The sequence below is a fragment of the Pseudomonas sp. genome (assembly GCF_030147005.1).
GTDB lineage: Bacteria > Pseudomonadota > Gammaproteobacteria > Pseudomonadales > Pseudomonadaceae > Aquipseudomonas.
The window spans coordinates 1-22,365 of record NZ_JASLAW010000208.1 but is presented as its reverse complement, the minus strand read 5'-3'; the positions used below and the strand labels follow the sequence as shown (position 1 = coordinate 22,365).

Sequence of the window (22,365 nt, the reverse complement as noted above, 5' to 3'; positions counted from 1 at the left end):
TGGGACTGCTACGCAGTCCAGCGGGAGCAAGCTCCCTCGCCACAGGGACCGGTTCTGTCTTAACTGACCGGCATTAGGGCAAGCCCGCTCCTACATCCAGAAGGTGTCAGGCCTGGGCCGTGGTGACGGCCAACTCGGCCGCTTCCGGGCGCTTGATCAGCGCATACACCACACCGGTCACCACACTGCCGGCCACAATCGCCAGCAGATACAGCAGCGCATGATTCATCGCATTCGGGATCACCAGCACGAACAACCCGCCGTGAGGCGCAGCCAGTTTGCAACCGAAGTACATCGACAGCGCTCCCGTCAGCGTCCCCCCGGCAATACTGGCCGGGATCACCCGCAACGGGTCCTTGGCCGCGAACGGAATGGCACCTTCGGAAATAAAGCACAGGCCGAGAATCATCGCGGCCTTGCCGGCTTCGCGTTCAGTCTGGGCGAATTTGCGCCGGGCCAGGAAGGTCGCGATGCCCATGCCAATCGGCGGCACCATGCCGGCCGCCATGGTCGCGGCCATCGGCGCACCGCTCGACGCGGCCAGCAGGCCGACGGAAAACGCATACGCCGCCTTGTTGATCGGCCCGCCCAGATCGACACACATCATGCCGCCCAGCAAAATGCCCAACAGCACCGCGTTGGTGGTGCCCATGGTGCTGAGAAAATCCGTCAACCCCGTCAGCAGGCGTGCCACCGGAGGGCCGACCAGATAGATCATCGCAAGGCCGGTGAACAAACTCGCCAGCAGCGGGATGATCAGGATCGGCTTGAGCGCCTCCAGGCTTTGCGGCAAACGCACCGCGCGTGAGATCAGCTTGACGCTGTAACCGGCCAGGAAACCGGCGAAGATCCCGCCAATGAATCCGGCACCCAGCGTGCCTGCCAGCAACCCGCCGATCATGCCCGGCGCCAGGCCTGGACGATCGGCAATCGAGTAGGCGATGTAGCCCGCCAGCAGCGGCACCATCAGCATGAAGGCCTGGTCGCCGACGGTTTTGAGCGCCGCCGCCAAGGTGCCTTTTTCCTCAAAGGCATGGATGCCGAACACGAAAGACAAAGCGATCAACAAACCGCCCGCCACCACCATCGGCAACATGAACGACACCCCGGTGAGCAGGTGTTTGTAGACGCCGGTTTTTTCCGACTTGGCCACCGCACCGCTTCCGGCATTTTCCACCGCGCCTTCGGCCAGGGCCTTGTTGAGAGTGGCTTCGGATTGCTTGAGGGCAATGCCGGTGCCACACCGGTAAATCTTCTTGCCGGCGAAGCGCTCGGTGGCGACTTCGATATCCGCCGCCAGCAGCACCACGTCGGCGTCGGCGATGGCCTCAGGACTCAACGGCGTGCGCGCCCCGACCGAGCCCTGGGTCTCGACCTGCAAGTCATAGCCCAGGCGCTTGGCGGTCTGCTGCAAGGCCTCGGCGGCCATGAAGGTATGGGCCACGCCGGTGGGGCAAGCCGTGATCGCAACAATGCGCGGGGCGTTGCCGGCCGGTGCTTCGGTCGCCACATAGACCTGCGCTTCCTCGGCGCCCCGGCGCAATACCGCGTCGACATCTGCCAGCGCCTGGGCCGGCGTGCTCTGGAATACGCGCTTGCCGACAAAGCGTTGCATCTGCACCGGCGTGCTGCTGACCAACAACACCCACTCGGCGTCATCGAGGGTCGCCTGGGAAAGCTGGCTCTCCGGGCGTTGTACATCCACCACTTCAACGCTGGTGCTCCAGCCCTGGCGCTGTGCGGCGGCGTCCAGCAAGCGGGCGCACAGCACACTGGTGACCATGCCGTTCGGGCAGGCGGTAACAATGGCTAACTTCATCACAAACCCTCTTATTGTTCTGTCAGCGTGCGCACATCGACGCCGCTTTCGAGGCGCGCCAACTGCGCGTCATCGCCGATGCCGAAACCGATTTGCGTGACCGCCATCGCGGCAATCGCCGTGGCGCGACGCAGGGTCTGCTCGGGCGCTTCGTCGCGCAGCAAACCGTGGAGCATGCCGGCCAGCAGCGAGTCGCCAGCGCCAACGGTACTTGCGACCGTCACCTTGGGCGGCGTGGCATGCAGGGTCACGCCCGAGCTGTACCAACTCACGCCAGCGGCGCCGTCCGAGACCACCACATGCTCCACGCCCTGTTGATGCAATTGACTGATGGCATCCGTGGCGTTATCCAGCGCCTCGGCGAGCTCTTCAGTATTGGGTTTGACCATCCATGGGCCCGCCTTCAAACCGGCGCGCAGCGCTTCGCCGCTGGTGTCCAGAACGACCTTCAAACCCAGGCCTTTCAGTTTCTCGAGCATGTTCTGAAACCACTGCGGGCTGACACCGCGCGGCAAGCTGCCGGCGACCACCACCGCATCGAACTCAGGGCCGATGGTCGCGATCATCGTGAGCAACGCTGTTTGCGCCTGCTCACTGACCAGCGGCCCCGGTGCATTGATATCGGTGACCCGCCCGTCCTGTTCGGCAATCTTGATATTGCTGCGGGTTTCGCCCGGCACGCGCACGAATGCGTCACCAAACCCACGGCTGGTGATGAGTGCGTCGAACGCTTGAGGGTTCGCGCTGCCCAGAAAGCCACCCACGCTGACCTGGTGGCCCAGGTCCGCCAGCACTTGAGCGACATTCACGCCTTTGCCCGCCGCGTGGGTGAGCATCGCTTCGCTGCGATTGACCGTCCCCGGTTCCAGGCGCGCAAGGCCTACGGTAAGGTCCAACGCCGGGTTCAGCGTCAGGGTCAGAATCTTCGCCATTTACACGGCCTCCACAAGAGCACGCACTTCGGCGGGCGAACCCACCGCCAGTGCTTGTTGCGCCAGGCCCTGGGCCTGGCTCAAGCTGAATTCACGTACCCGCGCCTTCACTTCGGGAATGCTGCGCGCCGACACGCTCAACTCATCCACACCCAGGCCGACCAGCACCGGCACCGCCAGTGGGTCCGCCGCCAGCTCGCCGCACACGCCAACCCATTTGCCATGGGCATGGGCGGCGCGCACGGTGATGTCGATCAGTTGCAGAACCGCCGGGTGCAGGCCATCGGCCTGGGCCGACAATGTCGGGTGGCCACGGTCGATGGCTAGGGTGTATTGGGTCAGGTCGTTGGTGCCGACGCTGAAAAAGTCGACTTCCTTGGCGAGCACCGGCGCCAGCAGCGCGGCCGACGGTACTTCGATCATGATCCCCAGTTGCAGGTCGGCCACCGGAATTTCCAGGCGCAGGCGCTCGGTCATATCCCGGGCGGCGCGCCATTCATCCACGCTGCCGACCATGGGGAACATGATGCGCAACGGGCGGTTGTCCGCCGAACGCAACAGCGCGCGCAGTTGCGCTTCCATGATCTGCGGGCGTTGCAGGGTCAGGCGGATGCCGCGCACACCGAGGAAAGGGTTTTCTTCCTCGGCAATCGGCCAGTACGGCAGCGGTTTATCGCCGCCCACGTCGAGGGTGCGCACCACCAGCGGACGCCCGTCGAGGCCATCAAGTACGCGACGGTATTCGGCTTCCTGGGTGGCTTCGTCCGGCGCCTGCGGGTGAGCCATGAAAATCAGTTCGGTGCGCAACAAGCCGATGCCCTCGGCACCCTGCTCCACCGCAGCGGCAACCCCCGCGCTTTCGCCGATATTGGCGAATACTTCCACTGCGTGGCCGTCGCGGGTCAGCGCCGGTTCATGGCGTTGCGCAGAGGCGGCTTGCAGGCGTTGTTCGCGGGTGTCGCGCTCGACCGTGGCACGTTGCAGGGTGGTGGGGTCGGGGGCGACGTGCAGGCGGCCGCGCTGGCCGTCGAGCAACAATGGTGTGCCGGCGTCAAGCAACAACACCGCCGCCCCGGCACCGACCAGCGCGGGAATACCGAGCGCACGGGCGACGATGGCGCTGTGGGCCGTGGCGCCGCCGCGGGCAGTGAGAATGCCGGCGACACGCGCCGGGTCCAGGCGGGCAACGTCCGAAGGGCCGACTTCGTCCATCACCAGGATGTAGGGTTCACTGGGTTCCTGAGCGGTTTGCACGCCGCACAGCTGCGCCAATACGCGGCGACCAATATCGCGCAGGTCGGCGGCGCGCTCGGCGAGCAAGGCATCCTGCAACGATTCCTGCTGCTTGGCGGCGGCTTCGATCACGCTCATCCAGGCAGCTTCGGCGCTTTCGCCTTGCTTGAGGCGGGTGTCGACTTCGTCGGTGAGTTCCGGGTCGTCGAGCATTTCCTGGTGGGTGATGAAAATCTCGCGGATGGCCTTGGACGTGCTGCGTTCGATCAGGCCCTCGATATCGCGGCGTACATCATTCAGCGCCGTGTGCAGGCGCTGGCGCTCAACGGCGCAGGACTCACCGCGCAACGGGTAGTCGAAGACTTGCTGCACCTGAACATGCGCGGGGCCGATGGCGATACCGGGCGCGGCTGCAATCGCCTGGATCTGGCTACCGGGCAGCGGCGCGCTGATAACCGGTTCGATATCGGCGGTGGCGGGCTGGGCGCTGACCGTCGGCAGCGCCTCGACCTCTTCGCCCAGGCCCTCTTCAACCGCAGCCAACAGGGCCGGCAGCGCATCGCCGGCGATGGTCGGCTCGGCGACAAACTCCAGCACCTGGCCACGCCGCGCGCCGAGGCTCAACAACTTGCTCAGGCTTTTCACCGACACCGCACCGACCGGGCCGTCGACAATGCGCACGCGAATATCGCCCTCGAAGCTTTTCGCCAGTTGCGCAAGGATCTTCGCCGGGCGTGCATGCAGGCCGTGGGCATTGGCCAGGGTGATGCGAGCGCTGGGCCAATCCGGCGGCAGTTCGCCCCCGAGCACTTCAAGCACTGCACGACTGCTGGTGGCGCGGCCCAATTCCTGGCCGCGACCTTCGATCAGCAAGGCGCACAGGCGCTCAAGTAAAGCCTGATGCGCTTCGCCCAGGCTGGCCAGGCAGAACAGGCCATTGAGTGGCTGGCCCAGGTAGCGCATGGGTTTGTCGGGCGTGACGAACGCCAGGCCCGGACGCTTGACCGTCTGCTCGCTGTGCAGCCACCACAGGCCATCGCCCAGGGGCAGCGCGTCGACTTGCTGCAACACGGCGGCAAATCCGTTGCTTACGCACTCGGCCTGGCGCAACAGGCGCGCGCCTCGCCACACCAACTCTTCGAAATCATCGGCCGATACGCCCAGGCTGATCATCTGTGCATCCAGTGCCAGTTCCTGCGGCGCGCCTTGCAGCAGTTTCAGCAAGGCGTCGGCGGAACCGGCACGGCGCAGCGCCTGGCCGAGGTCGGTTTCACCCAGGGCGCGGGTCAACAGTTGCAGCAGGCGCAGGTGTTCATCGGATTTGGCGGCAATCCCGATCGCCAGGTACACGACCTGGCCGTCGCCCCAGTCCACGCCTTCGGGGAATTGCAACAGGCGCACGCCGGTGGAAAACACTTGGTCGCGGGTTTCCGGAGTGCCATGGGGAATGGCGATACCTTGGCCGAGAAAGGTCGAGCCTTGGGCCTCACGGGCTTGCAAGCCACTGAGATAACCGTCGGCGACCAAGCCATCGGCCACTAATTTTTCAGCGAGCAGGTGCAAGGCAGCAGATTTATCCACAGCCACCTGTCCCATGGATATCTGCTCTACAGTGAGCTCGAGCATGCCGTTCTCCTAGTTAGTGCGAGGTGCGCACTAGGTATTGTTTTGAATAAATCAGCTTAGCGGCGTTCAAAAGTAACTGACTGAGCAGTCAATTGGCAGCGACTACTCAGTGGCGAACATCGTAAAAATACGCTTGCTGAAACGTTTAATCTAGAATTTATGGCAGATTACGCGTTAATTGCGCAAGCTTGAAGGGCCACTCGGCGCCTGCCGTGGGACATTGGTCGTATGCTGGAATCGGTTACGATTGGACAAAATGTCGGGGCAAGCTCTAAAAAACAAGGAAATCCCGGTTTGAAACTCAGTGATATCGCACGTCTGGCCGGTGTGTCCGTCACCACCGCCAGCTATGTCATCAATGGCAAGGCCGAGCAACAGCGCATCAGTAGTGCGACTGTCGAGCGGGTGCGGGCCGTGGTCCAGGCCCACGGTTTTACGCCTAACCCACAAGCCGCCGGTTTGCGCAGCCGGCACACGCGCACCTTGGGCTTTATCCTGCCGGATCTGGAAAACCCCAGTTACGCACGCATCGCCAAGTTACTCGAACAGGGTGCGCGGGCGCGAGGCTATCAGCTGTTGATCGCCAGTTCCGACGACGAGGCCGACAGCGAGCGCCAGCTGCTGCAACTGTTCCGGGCGCGGCGTTGCGATGCGTTGTTTGTCGCCAGTTGCCTGCCGGCCAGCGATGACAGCTATCGCGAGCTGCAAGCCAAAGGCTTGCCGGTGATCGCCATCGACCGGGTCATGGAACCGGGCCAGTTCTGTTCGGTGGTCAGCGATGACCGCCAGGCCTGCCAGCAACTCACCAGCAGCCTGCTGCAACCGCTGCCCAAACAGATCGCGCTGATCGGCGCGCACCCGGAGCTGAGCATCAGCCAGGAACGTGCCGCGGGCTTCCGCGAAGCCCTGCACGGCTTTACCGGTGAGGTGATCATCGAACAGGGCGAAGCCTTCAGCCGAGCCTGCGGACGACAGTTGATGGAGCAATTACTGCAACGCCTGGGGCATTTGCCTGACGCCCTGGTGACCACGTCCTACGTACTGCTGCAGGGCGTGTTTGACGCACTGCACGACTTCCCGCTCAAGTCGCGCCCACTGCGCCTGGGTACCTTCGGCGATACTCAGTTGCTGGATTTTCTGCCGCTGCCGGTCAACGCCATGGCCCAGCAGCATCAACTGATCGCCGAAACCGCCCTGCGCCTGGCCCTGGCGGCCATTGAAGAAGAACACTACCAACCCGGCGTGCACGGCATCAGCCGAACCTTCAAGCAGCGCATTCACGAGGCCTGAGCGTGGAGCTGATCGACACCCACACCCACCTGGACTTTGCAGACTTCGATGACGATCGCCGCGAAGTCCTCGCCCACAGCCGTCAACGGGGTGTGCGGCGCATGGTGGTGCTGGGTGTCTATCAGAGAAACTGGCAACGCTTGTGGGACCTGGTGTTAGAGGATGAAGGCTTGTTCGCCGCTTTTGGCCTGCACCCGGTGTATCTCGATGAGCATCGCCCTGCCGACCTGCTGGAGTTGGGCGACTGGCTGACGCGGCTGCATGGCCACCGACAGCTATGTGCCGTGGGTGAAATCGGCCTGGATTACTTTTTGGAACACCTGGACCGTGAGCGCCAGCAAGCGCTGTTCGAGGCCCAACTGCACCTTGCGGTGGATTTTCAGCTGCCGGCCTTGCTTCACGTACGCCGCAGCCACGCCGCAGTGATCGCCACACTCAAGCGCATCCGCCTGCCGCGCGGCGGCATCATCCATGCGTTTGCCGGCAGCCGGGAAGAGGCCCGCGAGTACATCAAGCTCGGCTTCAAGCTGGGCCTGGGCGGCGCCGCCACCTGGCCGCAGGCCTTGCGCATGCACAAGGTGCTGGCGCAATTGCCCCTGGAAGCCGTGGTGCTGGAAACCGACGCACCGGACATGGCCCCGGCCATGTATCCGGGCCAGCGCAACAGCCCGCAGCACTTGCCGGATATCTGCGGCGCCCTGGCCGAACGGATGGGCATCAGTGCTTTAAGGCTGGCCGAGGCGAGCACGCGCAACGCGTGCGAGGTGTTCAATTGGTCGCCGGCTGGCGACTTGCAGATTCAAGGTCATCTTTGAGCGGGATCATGCAGCGCCGCACCCACGCCCATCGGTCCAAGGCGCGCCATTGACTTAGCGTTTCCGGCAATAATTCCTACACACGAAACGCGCCAATCAATTGCTTCAATTCCACCACCTGCAGCAACAACTGGCGGCTGGCCGCTTCCGTCTGGCCGGCGCCCTGCGCCGCGTGTTCACCCGCACGATTGATGGCAACGATATTCTGATCAATCTCATGGGCGACGGCCGTTTGCTGCTCCACGGCTGCGGCAATCTGCTGGTTCTGGTCGACGATCATGCCTACCGCACCGAGAATGTTTTCCAACGCTTGCTGCACCTTTTCCGACTGGCCTACCGTGCCGCTGGCCACCTCATGGCTGGCCCCCATGGCTTTTACCGCTGCGCCGACGCCACTGTGCAAGCGCCCGATCATCTGCTCGATTTCTTCGGTGGACTGCTGGGTACGTCGAGCCAGCGTGCGCACTTCATCGGCCACCACGGCAAAACCGCGCCCCTGCTCACCCGCGCGCGCCGCCTCGATCGCCGCGTTGAGCGCCAGCAGGTTGGTCTGCGCGGCGATGCTTTTGATGACTTCCAAGACGCTGCTGATGGACTGGCTGTCGGTGGCCAACTGGTTGATCACCCGCACCGACTCATCGATCTCCGAAGCCAGGCGCGTGATGCTACCTTGCTGGGATTGCACCAACCCACGGCCGCTGACGGTCTCATCGTTGACACTGCGGGCGCTGCTGACGGCCGCCGCGGCACTGCGCGCCACCTCCTGGGCGGTGGATGACATCTGGTTCATTGCCGTCGCCACTTGCTCGATCTGGCTGCGCTGGCCGGATACGGCCTGGTTGCTCTGCGCCGAGACCGCCTGCACTTGCCCGGCCTGCAACTCGACCTGGCCGACCGTGTGCCCGACGCGCTCGATCAGGTCGTGGATCTTGGCCACCGTACCATTGAATACCTGGCCCAGATCCCCCAGCTCATCGCGACTTTCGGCGACGAACGTGACCGTCATATCGCCGGCCGCCACCTTCTCCATCATCGCCCCAAGGCTGCGCAAGGTCGTGCGCGTGGAAGCATAGAAGCCTGCATACAAGTAGAAGATCAGCGCGAACACCGCCACCAGGGCCGTGACCAACAACACCATGTGCAGGCGTTTTTGTGCCAGACGCTGCTCCAGTTGTTGCTTGAGAAATGCCAGGGTGGCGTCATCCAGTTGGTAGGTCTTGGCCATCAGTTGACTGACGCTGTCGTAAAAGCCCTGCCAGGGCGCGTCCAGGGTTTCAGCCACCACCACTTGTTCTTCGAACAACTCAGCGCCCTCTTTGAGGCTGGCCTGGCTGGCATGTGCAGCGGTATCGAGCGCCGCGTGCGCGGCATTGCTGGCACCGAGCGCATCCTGCAACTTCAAGCCATATTCGCCCTGGAGCTTTTCCAACTGCTGCAGCAGTTCGTCAAAACGTGTGCTGGAGGATGAATTGATAAAGCCCTGGCCCAGGGAGTACGCGCCCATCGCACGGCCCTCCCCGAGCAATTGGGTGACTTGCGGGGTGACGGCGGTAATCAGCTCGCTGAGCTGGCGCAGATCGCTCTGCGAATCACCGCTCAAGCCGGATTGACTGGCGATAATCTGGCTGAGTATCTGGGCCTGGTTGAGCAATTTGCCGATCAACGCGCTTTTATTGAGCAGTGACGTTTCCTGCTGCTGAGCCTTGAACGCGGCGATCAGCTCGTCACGCTTGGCGTCGAAGGCTGCAACCTGTTCGGGCTGGGCGGCCATCGCGCTGAGTGACTGCACGCGGGCGAGCACACTCTGCTCCAAGGCACCGATCCTGGCTTCAAGGTCGCCGGCCTTGCCGGACTGGTCCAGGGTGGCGTTGATCTGCACCTGGTTATTGAGCGCTTCCAGTTCGCGACGTACCACCAGGCTGCTGCCGAGCAGGTCAAGGCTTTGCAGTTCGATGCGGGTGCCCTGGAATTCAGCCCAGGCGTCACGCACCAGAAAGTAGTTGGTCGCCAGCATCGGCAGCAGGAACAGCACGCTGATCAGACTGAACTTCATGCCGAAACTCAGGCGATTCATCAACGCGACGGCAGGATAGAGCAAGCGCTTCACGGGCAATCTCCCTTTCTTTTATTTTTATTGAGGCGCAGGGCGGCGGCAGATAGCCACTATTTGGCGCTCTGTCTATATAGCTCAATTTGAAAGGGAGTTTTGTAACGTAAGGTTAACGGCAGGGGGGTGGCCCCTGCCGACTATTTCAGGGCAACACGGTCCAGATTGCGAACCCGGCATACCACAGCACCGCCGCGCGCAGCAGCAGTTCCCACAGCCGATCAAGGCTGTTGATGCCCTCGGCGCCCACCGCCGGCGGCAGTATTTCCGCGGCGGCCAGGCCAACTTTTTCCACCAGCTGCGCAGCGCTGATATCCCAGCTCAGCAATTCGTGGAGCATCACCCGACTGACGCCGACGAAATTGCCCACCAAGGCAAAGCTCGCCGCCAGCAGGCGCACCGGCAGCCAGTCAAAGGCATGACGCAATTGCGTGGCGCGTTCGGCCACCAAAGGGTTCTGGCTGTGCTCGCTGGCCAGCGCCAGCAGGCGGTAAGCCAGCACGGCCACCGGGCCCAGCAGGAAATACCAGAAAATCACCGCAAAAAAGCTCTGGTACGCCTGCCACAGCAAATAGCCTTGAACTCGTTCAAGCAATTGCTCGCCATTGTCGGCACCCAGCTTCAGGTCACGTTCGGCGACATGCTCGGCGGCTTGCAGGTCACCACGCCGCCAGGCATCACGAAACGGTCCCAGCGCGGCCAGCAGATCGCCACGGCCCAGGCTATAAATCACCACCAGCAAATGCACCGGTAACGCCAACAAGCCATAGGCCACGGGTTCCAGCACCAGCAGCAACAAGCCCAGCAACGCCACGGGCAGCACCACCAGCATCAACAGGATCAGCCAGGGCCGCTTGCCCATGCGCGGGCTCGATTCAAGCTTGGCCAGCTCTCGCAACCACCCGCCGTCGCGCTGCAACCGCTGCCGCAAGGCCGAGAATTTCTCGATCCATACCGCCAGCACCAGCACCAGAAAACTCATTGTGTGTGTCCTCCATCCTGCAGCGCGCCGCGAAAGCGCATCCAATCAAAAGCCGGGCCCGGGTCGGTTTTGCGGCCCGGGGCAATGTCGCTGTGACCGCAGATACGTTGGGGGGTAATCGCAGGGTAGGCTGCGAGCAACTGGCGCGTCAGGTCAATCAGCGCTTCATATTGGGCATCGGTGAACGCCAGCTCGTCCGTGCCTTCCAGCTCCACCCCCAGCGAGAAGTCATTACACACTTCGCGCCCGTCGAAACTGGATACCCCCGCGTGCCAGGCCCGGTCCTGGCATGCAACAAACTGCGTCACCTTGCCGTCGCGCTCAACCAGAAAATGCGCAGAGACCCGTAGGCCGGCAATACCTTCAAAGTAGGGATGTTCCGAGGCGTCCAGGCGGTTCTGGAAAAACTCTTGTACCTTGCCGGTGGCAAACTGCGCCGGGGGCAAGCTGATGTTATGTACCACTAACAGTGATATCTCGCCTGCCGGGCGCTCGTTGAAGTTGGGCGAAGGGCAATGGCGAATCCCCTCGAACCAACCGCTGACGGGGTCCAACTGCATACAGGCTCCTTGAATGAGACGAAGTGTTACCAGTATGCCGCGTTCCGCCCTGCGGTTGCGATCACTTGCCGCGATTGAGTTGACGCAGGTCGCCAATCACCGCAGCCAGCGCACGGTCAAACAGCAAGCCCTCGTCCAGGCTGCGCAGGGTGCCCCGCTTAAAAGCCATGGCCAATTGGCCGGCGGTTTTTTCCAGAACCTTGAGCCCCGTGCGGCTGACAAAAATATAGCGCTGGGTCGGCGCCATGATCGCTGTGAGCTTGCACCGCAGCGCGGTGTCTTCGTCCTGCTGGAACTCCACCCAACCGCCGACCCGCAATGAGTGAATCTTGAGCAGGTCCGGGTCATCAGGCGGCAGGTCTTCGAAGGCTTCCGGGGTGCCGAGAACGAAGGGCTCGCGGACTTCAATCAACCCATCGCCCTCCCCGCTTTCGCCTGTTTGAACATGCACGGCCTGCAAGCGCAAAAAGAACTCACGGGTGCTGAAAGGATCGAACGCCGCCCCGGCCAAACCGTCGCGCAACGCCTTGAGCAATCCCGGCAACTGCTCCAGCAAATGCCGGCCCGCTTCGGTGTCATCGCGCAGGCTGACGCTCCAGATCAACTCGTCCATGGTGCGCAGGCCGGTCTGCCACTGCACCGATTGTTCGCCGTGCTTGAGAGCGGCCTGCAACAGTACTTGGCTCCAGGTTTGTTGCAGGAATTGCACCACGAACGGCGGCAGAACTTTGCCCAACAACCGCCGGTTCAGCGCCTGTGCCACACGCTGGCGAGCAACTTCGGTGCGCAGCCGCCCTTCCTCGACGTCTCGGGTGTGCTGTTCGAGCAGCTCACTGTGCTTCCGCTCTTCTTGCATGAATGTGCTGAAGTGCGTCAGCAACTGCTGAAAAATCGCCGGATCTTCGACGAACTCATTCAATAGCTGCTGGATAACCTGTTCGATACGCAGGTACAGGCTGTCGTGTTGATAGCCGCTCTGCGGGTTGCAGCCCATGGCGGCACTGGCGATGTGATTGAGCAGACGCCGTGCCGGATGCTCGGGGCAGCTAAACAGGCTCTTGTCCAGCACGGCGACTTTCAATATTGGAATCTGCAAGCGAGCAATCAGCGCTTTGAAGCCGTGGGGCACGCTGCGGTCATTGAGCATGAACTCAAAAAGCAGGGCGACGAGGTTGATCACATCCTCGTCTGCCGTCTCCACCACGCGCGACTTGCCGCTCTTTACGCTGACTCGGGTCAGCAGCTGTTCAAGTTGGTTACGCAGGTCAAAATCGTCCTCAGCCTCTGGCTCCGGTACATATTGTTGCAAATGCGAAAGCAGGCGCAGCAGGTCTCGGGGGGCGATGGGTTGCGGTTGCGCGCTGGCTTCAAGGATCGGCGCCACGCTGCCGCGCACCGCGACCAGCAAAGTTTGCAATGCGCTAAACGCCTGTTGGCCGCTTTCGTCCCGCGCGGGTTCGGCAGCCGGTGAATGGGCTTGGTGCTGAAGCTCACGAGCCACACGCCCGCCAGCACGACGGGCCGGCACACTCTTGAGTTCAGGCAAGACCCCGGTAGCGACCAGCAGTTGATTGGCTTCGCCATAGAGCTGGTCGGCATCGCTGAGTACGTATCTCTCAAAAAGCTTGAGCATGATCAGCTTGACCCGGATCTCCACCCCCAGGCTGCGGCCCGCCTGCAGAAAAAACTGGCACAGCAGTGCGGGGCCCAGTGGGTTCTCACGCTCGTTCATGCGCCTGCCCAACACCTCGCCCAACCGCGCGCTCAATTGCCCGAGCGCCAGGCCGTCACGGTGTCGCACCCGACCGAGCATCGCTTCCAGCGCCACGGCCTTTTCCCGGTCATCAGCCCGTGTACCACAGGCCACCTCGTAGGACACCACCGGCACAGGATGCAACTCGTCGCTCTTGGCCTGGCCCAGATTGGCGAAGGCGGCAAACAGTTGCTCCATGAACACGCGTTCGAAGTTCTTGCGCTTGAGGCGCAGGTCGCGCATGGCCTCGAAGAAAATATGCTGGTCAACGGTGCTGCGAGCCTTGTCGGCCATTTCGAACAGGGTGTCGTCGGCGTTATCGAACAGTTCCTGCAATCCCTGCTGCAGTTGCTGAGCCGCTTTGTCACGCACTTGCACCACCGCCACCGGTAGGCGTGCGAGCGGCGATGGCGTGGACTGTGCCTGCTTGATAGGCACCACCTTCCCGTCATTGTGCATCCTGGCCTCCTGAAACGGCGGGTGTTGAGATGGGCAAAGAACGCGAGCAGGCCTTTTGGGCGCTGCACGTACCCGATCACCATCAGGACGTCAAAGCTATGACGCCAATTGCAAGGCGCGAGATTATCTTGCAAATGTGGGGGGTTGCGCCAGCAAACTCTGCCCCTGCGCGGTAAATGAGTGACGAGCCTGGGTTCAAAACCACGCAGCCCCTATAATTGCGGCACTTTGTTTGTGGAGCCTGTTATGCCGAACCTCCGTCTTGCCGACCTCACCGCCGAAATCGATGCCAACGTGCGCCGCGCACTGCTGGAAGACATCGGCAATGGTGATATCACCGCACAGTTGATCCCGGCCGAACGGCTGGCCAAGGCTACGATCATTACCCGCGATGCGGCCGTTATCGCCGGAACCGCCTGGGTGGATACGGTGTTCCGCCAACTGGACCCGCGAGTCGCCGTGCACTGGCAGGTGGTCGATGGTGAACGTGTCAGTCCCAACCAGCCGCTGTTTCACCTTGAAGGTCCGGCCCGTTCGCTGCTCACCGGTGAACGCAGTGCGCTGAATTTCCTGCAGATGCTGTCAGGCGTAGCCACCCGCGCCCAATACCTGGCGGATTTCGTCGCCAGCACCCAGGTCAAGCTGCTGGACACGCGCAAGACATTGCCGGGCCTGCGCCTGGCACAGAAATACGCAGTCACCTGCGGCGGTTGCCACAATCATCGCATCGGGTTGTATGACGCTTTCCTGATCAAGGAAAACCATATTGCCGCATGCGGGGGCATCGCCCAGGCAATCGGTGCCGCCCACAAAATCGCCCCGGGCAAGCCGGTGGAAGTCGAAGTGGAGAGTCTGGAGGAATTGCGCGAAGCACTGGCGGCGGGCGCCGACATCATCATGCTCGATGAACTGAGCCTGGACGACATGCGCGAAGCCGTGCGGCTGAATGCGGGCAAGGCAAAGCTGGAAGCCAGCGGCGGGATCAATGAAAGCACCCTGCTGCCCATCGCCGAGACCGGCGTGGACTACATCTCCATTGGCGCGATGACCAAGGATGTGAAGGCAGTGGATTTGTCGATGCGGCTCAGTATCTAAAGAGCCTTGACTGCAGGAGCGAGCTTGCTCGCGAAAAACGTTAACGAAAACGCGTGATCTCTGAGTGCACGCGGTGCCTTCAAGTTTTTCGCGAGCAAGCTCGCTCCTACGGGTTGCTTTTAAACTACAAGGTTATTCATCTCGCAGTACTCGTCCCATTCGACACCCAGCACGTCGGCGGCCTCCTTGTGCAAGGCCAGCCGTGCGGCTTCGAACTCTTCCGGTGTGGAGGTGTACTTGAGGGTCAGTTCCCAAGGCTGGAGGTTCTGGCTCTCTGCCTCGTCCTCAAATGCCCACTGAATCTGATCACGCTGGTCATCAGCGCTCAGGTCCTTGATCTCTTCTTTAAGCTGCGGCGTTGCCTCGATGTATTTGTCGAGAGCTGTCTGGTGCCGAACTTCCTGGGTCATCTCAGTCGTGGTCATGTCGTTCTCTTAGATCGAGGAATGGGGATGCATCTGGGTCATCAAGGTTGTGCAGATACGAAAGAGCAGGCGCGAATGCCGGCTCGTCTGGCCTTCAGAACCATTCTGGGATCAACTGAAAACATTGCCTTTGAAACTAGTGTTGCCTTGGTGCCCGAGACAGGAATCGAACCTGCGACCTTCGCGTTACGAGTGCGCTGCTCTACCGGCTGAGCTACACGGGCGGTGGGCTAAAGCTAGCACCGCATTGGGCATGCGGCAACCGACTCGCTCACCGCCCGGCAGCCGTCACGCGCCGTTGGCGCTACAACCCTTGGCGACGTACTGCGCTTCGGCCGTGGTTGCACACGTCCAGCCGGTGGTGGCGCTGCGCGTCAGGGTGATGGTCTTGCCCAACACGGGCGCAGGCGCATCGAGGATTTCACAGCTGATGGAGCCGGTGCCCGTGGCGACATCTCCGGTCACATCGATCTTGCAGTTGGCGGTGGGGCTGTTGCCGCCGATCAAATCAAGCTTCGGCACAGTGCCTTGGTTAATGACGTCCTCGTAGCCGGCCTTCAACGCGCTGACTTCAGCCAGCCCCGCCGTGAACTTGGCCTTGGCCTGGTGCTTGGTGTACATGGGCAAGCCAATCGTCGCCAAGATGCCGATGATTGCCACGACGATCAACAATTCGATCAAGGTAAAGCCTTTCTGACGCATCACTTTCACTCTCCAGAATAAAACCATGACAAGGCGCGTCCTGCGCCCCGTATTGTGCAGCGGCGCCAGTGTACTCAACCCTGCGCGGCCAATCGCATACCAGACGTACAATCTGACATTTTACCGCCCGACGCCAGCGTGCCTGCATCCACGCTCTGACTAAGCTGTAAATTCTCAAATTGCATGTGCGAACGGGATATGAACGACACCTCAACGATTTACGCCTGGCAAGGCATCAACCGCAAAGGCCGCAGGGTGTGCGGGCAAATCGCCGGTCATGACCTTGCCCTGATCAAGGCACAACTGCGCCAGCAAGGGATCTGCCCCGAGCGAGTGCGCAAGATATCGTCAGGCCTGCCAAGCCTGGCTACGCCGGTACAGCCTGCGGACATTGCCCTGCTCACCCGCCAGTTGGCGACGTTGTTGAAGGCCGGCATCCCGCTGTTGCAAGCCTTCGATATCATCAGCGACGGCGTGGAAACCCGGCAGCTGCGCGAGCTGGTCAAAAGTCTGAAACAACACGTTGCCGCCGGTAACAGCCTCGCCGAAACGCTGCGCCAATACCCGCGTTACTTCGATGACCTGTACTGCCATTTGATTGCCGCAGGTGAACAGGCAGGTGCCTTGGAAACGCTGCTGGAACGAGTGGCCATTCACCTGGAAAAAAGCCAACGGCTCAAGACCAAAATCAAGAAAGCCATGACCTACCCTCTCGCAGTGCTGGTGGTGGCCGGCGTGGTCAGCGCAGTGTTGTTGGTGCATGTGGTGCCGCAGTTTCAGAACCTGTTCGCCGGGGTCGACAGCCAATTGCCCGGTTTCACCTTGGGGGTCATCGCCCTTTCAGACTTTCTGCAACAAACCTGGTGGATGCTGGCGTTGGGCCTGGGCGCGGCAATAGGCGGGCTGCGCTACGCCTACCGTGTTTCTCCTGGTTTTCGCCACCGAGTGCAGGCAGGTTTGTTGAACGTCCCCCTGGCAGGCAAACTGTTGAACAAAGCTGCCGTCGCCCGCTACGCCCGTACGCTCTCAACCACCTTTGCGGCAGGTGTTCCCCTGTCGCAGGCACTGGGTTCGGTGGCCGGCGCAGTCGGTAATGGCCCCTTCAAACAGGCAATCGAACATATGCGTCACGATGTATCCACAGGCATGCAGTTGCATCAATCCATGGCCGGCAGCGGTCTGTTTCCCGGCATGGCGATCCAGATGACGGCCATTGGCGAAGAGTCCGGCACCCTGGATCACATGCTGGAAAAGGTCGCCAACCATTACGAGGCCGACGTAGAGACCCTTGTCGATAACCTGACCAGCCTGATGGAACCGCTGATCATGGTTGTGCTGGGGAGCATAGTTGGCGCGTTGGTGATTGCGATGTACCTGCCGGTGTTTCAATTAGGGTCGGCATTTTGAGCGCGTTGCCGGGCGAGCAGCCTTGGGCGTTTGTCGGCATGGCGCTGGTGCTGGGCCTGATCGTTGGCAGCTTTCTCAATGTGCTGGTATGGCGTTTGCCCAAAATGCTCGAGCGGGAATGGCGCGCCCAGGCCAATGAGATTCTCGGCCTGCCTGTCGCGCCGGCGGGGCCGGTTTATAACCTGATGCGCCCCCATTCCTGCTGCCCACGCTGCGGCCAGCCGATCCGCCCCTGGGAAAATATCCCCCTGCTCAGCTACCTGATGCTCAAGGGGCGTTGCGCCCATTGCCATGAACGCATCAGCGTGCGTTACCCCTTCACTGAGCTGGCCTGTGCGCTGATATCCGCCACTGTCGCCTGGCACTTCGGTTTTACCTGGCAAGCTGGCGCGGTGATGCTGCTGAGCTGGGGGTTGCTGGGCATGAGCCTGATCGATGTGGAACACCAACTGCTGCCGGACGCCTTGGTGCTGCCGCTGCTATGGCTGGGACTTATCCTCAACAGCGCAGGCCTGCTGGCGACATTGCCCGATGCGTTATGGGGCGCAGTGTGGGGTTACATGAGCCTGTGGAGCGTGTTCTGGCTGTTCAAGCTGATCACCGGCAAGGATGGCATGGGCCATGGCGACTTCAAGCTATTGGCATTGTTAGGTGCCTGGGGCGGCTGGCAGATACTGCCGATGACGCTGCTGATGGCATCACTGCTCGGCGTGTTTACCGGGCTGCTGCTGATGTGCTGGCACAAGCAACGCGTGTCGGCACCGATGCCGTTTGGCCCCTGCCTGGCAATTGCCGGCTGGATTGCATTGCTCTGGGGTGGTCAAATAACCGACTTCTATTTGCAGTCTGTCGGTTTCAGATGACCACTCCTGTTGCAACACCCTGGATTCTCGGCCTTACGGGCGGTATCGGCAGCGGTAAAAGCGCTGCGGCCGAGCACTTCACCAAGCTGGGTGTCGACCTGGTTGACGCCGATCATGCCGCCCGCTGGGTGGTCGAGCCCGGCCGGCCGGCGCTGGCGCGCATTGCCGAGCATTTCGGCAGCCGTGTGCTGCAGCCAGATGGTCGGCTGGACCGCGCCGCGTTGCGCCAATTGATTTTTGAAGTTCCCGAAGAACGTCTCTGGCTGGAAGGCTTGTTACACCCGCTGATCGCCGAAGAGATTCAAAATCACCTGGCGCGCGCCCGGTCGCCTTACGCGATTCTGGTGTCACCGCTGCTGATCGAATCCGGCCAATACAGCATGACCCAGCGCATCCTGGTGATCGACGTGCCGCAATCGCTGCAGATTCAGCGTACCCTGCAGCGCGACGGCATCAGCGAGCAACAGGTTCAGGCCATTCTCAAAGCCCAGTCCAGCCGCGAAGACCGCCTGAACCATGCCGATGACGTACTGGTCAATGACCAGGACCTTGCCTGGCTGCACGGCGAGGTCGAGCGGCTGCATCACTTTTACCTTACTTTGCGTGGAGGCCGATCATGAGCCAACCCTTGACCGTCGATTGCCCAACTTGCGGCGCACCCGTGGAATGGAAACCCGACAACCTCAACCGGCCGTTCTGCTCGGACCGTTGCAAACTCATCGACCTGGGGGCCTGGGCCGCTGAAGAACATAAGATCCCCGTGGCGCCGGACGCCGAAGATGAGTTGTTTTCCGAAGATTTGCAGCCGCGCCATTAAGGCCGCATAAAGGCGTACTCCTGCTGGTCGTCGAGGTTTTCCGCAAGGTATTGCAACTCGTCGGCCAGGTCTTCGAAGCTGCGAACGCCCTTGCTCTGCTGCACCACCGCGCTCAGCATGGCGCGCAGGGTCAAGCCTGGGTCAAAACCGATTTCCTGCGCTGCATCCTGGCTTCTGCGCAATTCCTGCCGTGCCCACTCGTACACACTCATCACTGGCGCTCCTGAAATTTCGCAGAGCATGGGCCTGTGCGGCCAACCGGTTTTTGATCTGGATCAACCCCGCGAATCGTCATCTTTCCACGGTGCCGAGAGGTAGCGGGTGCGGTTGAACGTTTCCAGCCATTCCGGGCAGAACACCACGAGGGCACTGACCACCATGCCGTTGATAAACGCTTCGGGAAAGATGATCAGCCACAGGTAGCCGACAAAGTCCTCCAGCCAGTGCGGCATCGCAAATCGCCCATCGAACCACAGCAGCCCCAGGCCGACCAGCAGGCAAAGCAAGGCCGACAACGCTGCGGCGAAAAAGCCTGAGCAGAAGATATACACAAAAGGGTTGCGCGGTTGCGCCCGCTCCACCAACACCGCGCAGGTCTCGGTTACCAGCACCGGAAGCACGATCAACAGCAGGCCATTCACGCCGACGGCCGCGAGGTCCTGACGCCCCAGCCAAACCAATCCCAACTGCGCGGCAAACCCACCGAGGACTGCCAGCGGCCAATCCAGCAACAGGGTCACGGCGGTCATGCCGATGAAGTGGTAAGACACCCCCGTATCGAAATCGCGCCGTACCAGCCACAACATGAACAGCGCGAACACCGTACCGAACAGCAAATGCTGGCGCCGTCGGTCGGCAAACAATTCGACCCAGGGCGCGTGCAAGATCGCCCAGATCACCACCGGTGCATACAACAGCCAGCCGATGCCGAGAGTTTGGGGCGCCAACACCGCCGCGCCGATCACCGCCTCACCTGCCTCACCGCCTGATGGCCTGCCATGGGCCTGGCTGGGTTGATGTTGTACATAAACGCCTCGTTTCCAGAATCGCTGCCGGATGGCAGCCCACATCCCCGTTCAGTTGCAGAGTAGCGCGTTATAAGGCCCGGATGATGCGCGCCATCGTCGCGCACAATGCGCATCCACCAGGCAACACGGGCCGCTGCAAGTCTTCCTGCGGTCATCATTTGAACGCTAAGCTACGTCTATGGATGACTCAGATTATTTGCGGCTGCTCACCGTAGCAGCCGAACAAGCCAACGCGTTTCTGTCCAATGCCCGCAAATGGGAGCGTGAGCGTTGGGTCTGCCTGCGCCTGCTACAAGGCCTGAATGTGCCCTATCGCGCCGAAGAGTTCCACGCGGCCGGCCAAGAGCCGCCGGATGTGCTGTTTCGCGACGCCAGTTTCGAAGTGTTCTTTGTGTTGGACGAAGGCCGTCGCCTGAACGACGAATGGCGCGACGAACTGCTGCGCAGGCGCAGCGCCTTCTCCTTGAGCCAACTGGTGCGGCGCGAAGCCAAGCCAAGGCGCATTCCCGCCCATGAATTTCTATTGCGCCTGGCACCGACACTGCGCAAAAAAGCGCATAACTATAAAGAGCGCGGAATGGACCTGGGGGAACTGGACCTCATCGCCTTCACCAGCCTCAAGCGCGAAGTGCTGGACCTCAACAGCCACTTTCCGCCGCCAACCGAATATCTGCGCCAGGGTTGGCGCTCACTGTCGCTGGTGGGACCGACCTTTGCGCGGGTACTGTTCGCCCATCCGGACGCCCCGGATTTCTTGCGCAACAACCTGGGCCGCAGCATAGTGTTCGATGTGGGCATCAGCCTTTGATGCCCCGGCTGTAACGTGATGCCCTTTTGCAACGTCTACCTGACGAGGCTTTTATGACCAGCCGCCTGAAACCCGATGATCAACAGCATGTCGAAGAGTACCTGCAACTTTCCCAGCACAGAGTCGAGCGCAAGCCTTTCAGGCCGTGGCTGCTCCTTGGTGTGGTGCTGGTGGTGGTGATCGGGCTCGGTTTGCTGAGCCGCCTTTTGAGTTACCTGACGCTATGAGCTGCCTGGCGCTCGCGGGGGTGACTGCTCCGATTTCTTTTAGCCTTGCGAGATATTCCCATGACTCATCGTATTATTGTCGTCGGCGGCGGTGCCGGCGGCCTGGAGCTAGCGACCCGCCTGGGTAAGACTCTGGGCAAACGCGGCAAAGCCAGCATCACGCTGGTGGACACCAACCTGACGCATATCTGGAAACCGCTGCTGCACGAAGTAGCCGCCGGCTCGCTGAACTCTTCGGAAGACGAACTCAATTACGTCGCCCAGGCGAAATGGAACCACTTCGAGTTCCAACTGGGGCGTATGAGCGGGCTTGACCGTGAACAGAAGAAAATCCAACTGGCCGCTACCCTCGACGAAGAAGGCCGAGAACTGGTGCCCGCGCGCGTACTGGGTTACGACAGCCTGGTCATTGCTGTGGGCAGCACCACTAACGATTTCGGCACCGAAGGCGCAGCGCAGCATTGCCTGTTCCTCGACACCCGTAAGCAGGCCGAGCGCTTTCATCAGCAGTTGCTCAACCATTACCTGCGCGCCCACGCCGGGCAAACCGACACGGTAGAACAGATCAGCGTCGCCATCGTCGGCGCCGGCGCCACCGGCGTTGAACTGGCCGCCGAACTGCATAACGCTGCCCATGAGCTGGCAGCGTACGGCCTGGACCGCATCAAGCCGGAAAACATGCACATCACCCTGATCGAAGCCGGCCCACGGGTATTGCCCGCGCTTCCGGAGCGCATTGGCGGGCCTGTGCATAAAACTCTGGAGAAACTCGGGGTGACCGTGCTGACCAACTCGGCAGTCAGCGAAGTGACCGCCGACGCGCTGATCACCAGCAGCGGCCAAGTGATCCCGGCCAGCCTCAAGGTATGGGCCGCCGGGATTCGCGCACCGGGTTTTCTCAAGGACATCGATGGCCTGGAAACCAACCGCATCAATCAATTGCAAGTGCTGCAAACCCTGCAAACCACCCGCGACGAAAACATTTTTGCCTTCGGCGACTGCGCGGCCTGCCCGCAGCCGGGCACCGACCGCAACGTGCCGCCACGTGCGCAAGCCGCTCACCAACAGGCTTCACTGCTCGCCAAGTCGCTGAAGCTGCGGATTGAAGGCAAGGCGCTGCCGACCTACAAGTACACCGACTACGGCTCGCTGATCTCGCTGTCGCGCTTTTCGGCTGTGGGTAACTTGATGGGCAACCTGACCGGCAGCGTCATGCTGGAGGGCTGGTTGGCGCGGATGTTCTACGTGTCGTTGTACCGTATGCACCAGATGGCGCTGTATGGCTTTTTCCGTACGGCGATGCTGATGCTGGGCAGCAAGATCGGACGTGGAACCGAGCCACGCCTGAAACTGCATTAACAACGCCCACCCCTTGTGGGAGCTAGCTTGCTCGCGAAGCGGTGTGCCAGTGACGAAC

The 22,365-nt window shown here is 61.6% G+C and carries 21 protein-coding genes and 1 tRNA gene; 10 read left to right on the top strand and 12 right to left on the bottom strand.

All coding sequences use genetic code 11. The features are described 5' to 3' along the window. Positions 1–106: 106 nt before the first annotated feature. From Q1V60_RS19735 to ptsP, 3 genes are read right to left on the bottom strand one after another with little or no spacing between them, the layout of a single operon-like run. Entirely contained in the window at positions 107–1,819 is a 1,713-nt protein-coding gene (locus Q1V60_RS19735) for a PTS fructose-like transporter subunit IIB (protein ID WP_300633694.1), read from the bottom strand. Between the two features lie 11 nt (positions 1,820–1,830). Beyond that, entirely contained in the window at positions 1,831–2,751 is a 921-nt protein-coding gene (gene pfkB, locus Q1V60_RS19730; protein WP_300633692.1) for a 1-phosphofructokinase, read from the bottom strand. Next, on the bottom strand, positions 2,752–5,610 hold the full coding sequence (gene ptsP / locus Q1V60_RS19725) for a phosphoenolpyruvate--protein phosphotransferase (protein ID WP_300633690.1): 2,859 nt from the start codon (positions 5,608–5,610) through the stop codon (positions 2,752–2,754). 294 nt (positions 5,611–5,904) lie between these two features. Between ptsP and cra the strand changes: the two genes are divergently transcribed. Together cra and Q1V60_RS19715 are read left to right on the top strand one after the other, a co-directional pair. After that, positions 5,905–6,900 carry a catabolite repressor/activator gene (cra, locus tag Q1V60_RS19720; protein WP_300633688.1) on the top strand — a complete coding sequence of 332 codons (996 nt, stop codon included), beginning with the start codon at positions 5,905–5,907 and terminating at the stop codon, positions 6,898–6,900. Positions 6,901–6,902: 2 nt separating this feature from the next. Beyond that, the gene (locus tag Q1V60_RS19715) at positions 6,903–7,715 is read left to right on the top strand and encodes a TatD family hydrolase (RefSeq protein ID WP_300633686.1); all 813 of its coding nucleotides are present in this window, start codon (positions 6,903–6,905) and stop codon (positions 7,713–7,715) included. Positions 7,716–7,791: 76 nt separating this feature from the next. Here the strand turns inward: Q1V60_RS19715 and Q1V60_RS19710 are convergent, their stop codons facing one another. The 4 genes from Q1V60_RS19710 to Q1V60_RS19695 form a co-directional block, all read right to left on the bottom strand. Beyond that, a complete protein-coding gene (locus Q1V60_RS19710) occupies positions 7,792–9,822 on the bottom strand; it encodes a methyl-accepting chemotaxis protein (protein WP_300633684.1) in 2,031 nt (676 codons plus the stop codon). A 145-nt stretch (positions 9,823–9,967) separates the two neighbouring features. Then, positions 9,968–10,804, bottom strand: coding sequence for a regulatory signaling modulator protein AmpE (gene ampE, locus Q1V60_RS19705; RefSeq protein WP_300633682.1), 837 nt, complete (start codon positions 10,802–10,804; stop codon positions 9,968–9,970). Further along, a complete protein-coding gene (gene ampD, locus Q1V60_RS19700) occupies positions 10,801–11,364 on the bottom strand; it encodes a 1,6-anhydro-N-acetylmuramyl-L-alanine amidase AmpD (protein WP_300633680.1) in 564 nt (187 codons plus the stop codon). Before ampD ends, ampE begins: the two co-directional genes overlap by 4 nt. 61 nt (positions 11,365–11,425) lie before the next feature. Then, positions 11,426–13,576: a DUF1631 domain-containing protein gene (locus Q1V60_RS19695; protein ID WP_300633678.1), complete on the bottom strand. Its 2,151-nt coding sequence runs from the start codon at positions 13,574–13,576 to the stop codon at positions 11,426–11,428. A 246-nt stretch (positions 13,577–13,822) separates the two neighbouring features. Between Q1V60_RS19695 and nadC the strand changes: the two genes are divergently transcribed. Then, a complete protein-coding gene (gene nadC, locus Q1V60_RS19690; RefSeq protein WP_300633676.1) occupies positions 13,823–14,671 on the top strand; it encodes a carboxylating nicotinate-nucleotide diphosphorylase in 849 nt (282 codons plus the stop codon). Positions 14,672–14,790: 119 nt separating this feature from the next. Here nadC and Q1V60_RS19685 read toward each other — a convergent pair whose 3' ends face one another. The 3 genes from Q1V60_RS19685 to Q1V60_RS19675 form a co-directional block, all read right to left on the bottom strand. Further along, complete coding sequence (locus tag Q1V60_RS19685; protein ID WP_300633674.1) at positions 14,791–15,096, bottom strand: DUF6388 family protein; 306 nt, start codon at positions 15,094–15,096, stop codon at positions 14,791–14,793. Positions 15,097–15,244: 148 nt separating this feature from the next. Further along, a tRNA-Thr gene (locus Q1V60_RS19680) sits at positions 15,245–15,320 on the bottom strand. A gap of 64 nt (positions 15,321–15,384) precedes the next feature. Next, positions 15,385–15,798: a pilin gene (locus Q1V60_RS19675; RefSeq protein ID WP_300633698.1), complete on the bottom strand. Its 414-nt coding sequence runs from the start codon at positions 15,796–15,798 to the stop codon at positions 15,385–15,387. Between the two features lie 198 nt (positions 15,799–15,996). Here Q1V60_RS19675 and Q1V60_RS19670 point away from each other — a divergent pair, with 198 nt between their 5' ends. Genes Q1V60_RS19670 through yacG form a run of 4 tightly spaced genes read left to right on the top strand, consistent with a single transcriptional unit; the run spans position 15,997 to position 18,885 of the window. Then, positions 15,997–17,205, top strand: a complete 1,209-nt coding sequence (locus tag Q1V60_RS19670) for a type II secretion system F family protein (protein ID WP_300633672.1) — start codon at positions 15,997–15,999, stop codon at positions 17,203–17,205. Beyond that, positions 17,202–18,068, top strand: a complete 867-nt coding sequence (locus Q1V60_RS19665) for an A24 family peptidase (RefSeq protein ID WP_300633670.1) — start codon at positions 17,202–17,204, stop codon at positions 18,066–18,068. The genes Q1V60_RS19670 and Q1V60_RS19665 overlap by 4 nt, the downstream gene beginning before the upstream one ends. Next, a complete protein-coding gene (gene coaE / locus Q1V60_RS19660; protein ID WP_300633668.1) occupies positions 18,065–18,688 on the top strand; it encodes a dephospho-CoA kinase in 624 nt (207 codons plus the stop codon). Before Q1V60_RS19665 ends, coaE begins: the two co-directional genes overlap by 4 nt. Beyond that, entirely contained in the window at positions 18,685–18,885 is a 201-nt protein-coding gene (gene yacG, locus Q1V60_RS19655; RefSeq protein WP_300633666.1) for a DNA gyrase inhibitor YacG, read from the top strand. Before coaE ends, yacG begins: the two co-directional genes overlap by 4 nt. On the opposite strand, the gene Q1V60_RS19650 is transcribed toward yacG, so the two are convergent. Both Q1V60_RS19650 and Q1V60_RS19645 read right to left on the bottom strand, forming a co-directional pair. Continuing rightward, a complete protein-coding gene (locus Q1V60_RS19650; RefSeq protein ID WP_003171680.1) occupies positions 18,882–19,097 on the bottom strand; it encodes a hypothetical protein in 216 nt (71 codons plus the stop codon). The genes yacG and Q1V60_RS19650 overlap by 4 nt on opposite strands. A 63-nt stretch (positions 19,098–19,160) precedes the next feature. Further along, positions 19,161–19,850 carry an energy-coupling factor ABC transporter permease gene (locus Q1V60_RS19645; RefSeq protein ID WP_300633696.1) on the bottom strand — a complete coding sequence of 230 codons (690 nt, stop codon included), beginning with the start codon at positions 19,848–19,850 and terminating at the stop codon, positions 19,161–19,163. Between the two features lie 241 nt (positions 19,851–20,091). Between Q1V60_RS19645 and Q1V60_RS19640 the strand changes: the two genes are divergently transcribed. Genes Q1V60_RS19640 through Q1V60_RS19630 form a run of 3 tightly spaced genes read left to right on the top strand, consistent with a single transcriptional unit; the run spans position 20,092 to position 22,307 of the window. Beyond that, positions 20,092–20,721 (top strand): DUF1780 domain-containing protein, encoded by a 630-nt coding sequence (locus tag Q1V60_RS19640; RefSeq protein ID WP_300633663.1) that lies wholly within the window; start codon positions 20,092–20,094, stop codon positions 20,719–20,721. Between the two features lie 53 nt (positions 20,722–20,774). Continuing rightward, a complete protein-coding gene (locus Q1V60_RS19635) occupies positions 20,775–20,948 on the top strand; it encodes a DUF3094 family protein (protein WP_124361240.1) in 174 nt (57 codons plus the stop codon). A gap of 60 nt (positions 20,949–21,008) precedes the next feature. Further along, positions 21,009–22,307 carry an NAD(P)/FAD-dependent oxidoreductase gene (locus Q1V60_RS19630; RefSeq protein WP_300633660.1) on the top strand — a complete coding sequence of 433 codons (1,299 nt, stop codon included), beginning with the start codon at positions 21,009–21,011 and terminating at the stop codon, positions 22,305–22,307. The last annotated feature ends 58 nt before the right edge of the window (positions 22,308–22,365 follow it).

What these genes read in the sequence shown, in the direction of transcription:
- coaE (WP_300633668.1), top strand. Translation starts at nt 18,065, where the DNA reads ATGACCACTCCTGTTGCAACACCCTGGATTCTCGGCCTTACGGGCGGT.
- Q1V60_RS19640 (WP_300633663.1), top strand. Translation starts at nt 20,092, where the DNA reads ATGGATGACTCAGATTATTTGCGGCTGCTCACCGTAGCAGCCGAACAA.
- Q1V60_RS19630 (WP_300633660.1), top strand. Translation starts at nt 21,009, where the DNA reads ATGACTCATCGTATTATTGTCGTCGGCGGCGGTGCCGGCGGCCTGGAG.
- pfkB (WP_300633692.1), bottom strand. Translation starts at nt 2,751, where the DNA reads ATGGCGAAGATTCTGACCCTGACGCTGAACCCGGCGTTGGACCTTACC.
- ampD (WP_300633680.1), bottom strand. Translation starts at nt 11,364, where the DNA reads ATGCAGTTGGACCCCGTCAGCGGTTGGTTCGAGGGGATTCGCCATTGC.
- Q1V60_RS19675 (WP_300633698.1), bottom strand. Translation starts at nt 15,798, where the DNA reads ATGCGTCAGAAAGGCTTTACCTTGATCGAATTGTTGATCGTCGTGGCA.
- Q1V60_RS19685 (WP_300633674.1), bottom strand. Translation starts at nt 15,096, where the DNA reads ATGACCACGACTGAGATGACCCAGGAAGTTCGGCACCAGACAGCTCTC.
- ptsP (WP_300633690.1), bottom strand. Translation starts at nt 5,610, where the DNA reads ATGCTCGAGCTCACTGTAGAGCAGATATCCATGGGACAGGTGGCTGTG.
- Q1V60_RS19735 (WP_300633694.1), bottom strand. Translation starts at nt 1,819, where the DNA reads ATGAAGTTAGCCATTGTTACCGCCTGCCCGAACGGCATGGTCACCAGT.
- nadC (WP_300633676.1), top strand. Translation starts at nt 13,823, where the DNA reads ATGCCGAACCTCCGTCTTGCCGACCTCACCGCCGAAATCGATGCCAAC.
- Q1V60_RS19650 (WP_003171680.1), bottom strand. Translation starts at nt 19,097, where the DNA reads ATGAGTGTGTACGAGTGGGCACGGCAGGAATTGCGCAGAAGCCAGGAT.
- ampE (WP_300633682.1), bottom strand. Translation starts at nt 10,804, where the DNA reads ATGAGTTTTCTGGTGCTGGTGCTGGCGGTATGGATCGAGAAATTCTCG.
- Q1V60_RS19635 (WP_124361240.1), top strand. Translation starts at nt 20,775, where the DNA reads ATGACCAGCCGCCTGAAACCCGATGATCAACAGCATGTCGAAGAGTAC.
- Q1V60_RS19670 (WP_300633672.1), top strand. Translation starts at nt 15,997, where the DNA reads ATGAACGACACCTCAACGATTTACGCCTGGCAAGGCATCAACCGCAAA.
- Q1V60_RS19695 (WP_300633678.1), bottom strand. Translation starts at nt 13,576, where the DNA reads ATGCACAATGACGGGAAGGTGGTGCCTATCAAGCAGGCACAGTCCACG.
- yacG (WP_300633666.1), top strand. Translation starts at nt 18,685, where the DNA reads ATGAGCCAACCCTTGACCGTCGATTGCCCAACTTGCGGCGCACCCGTG.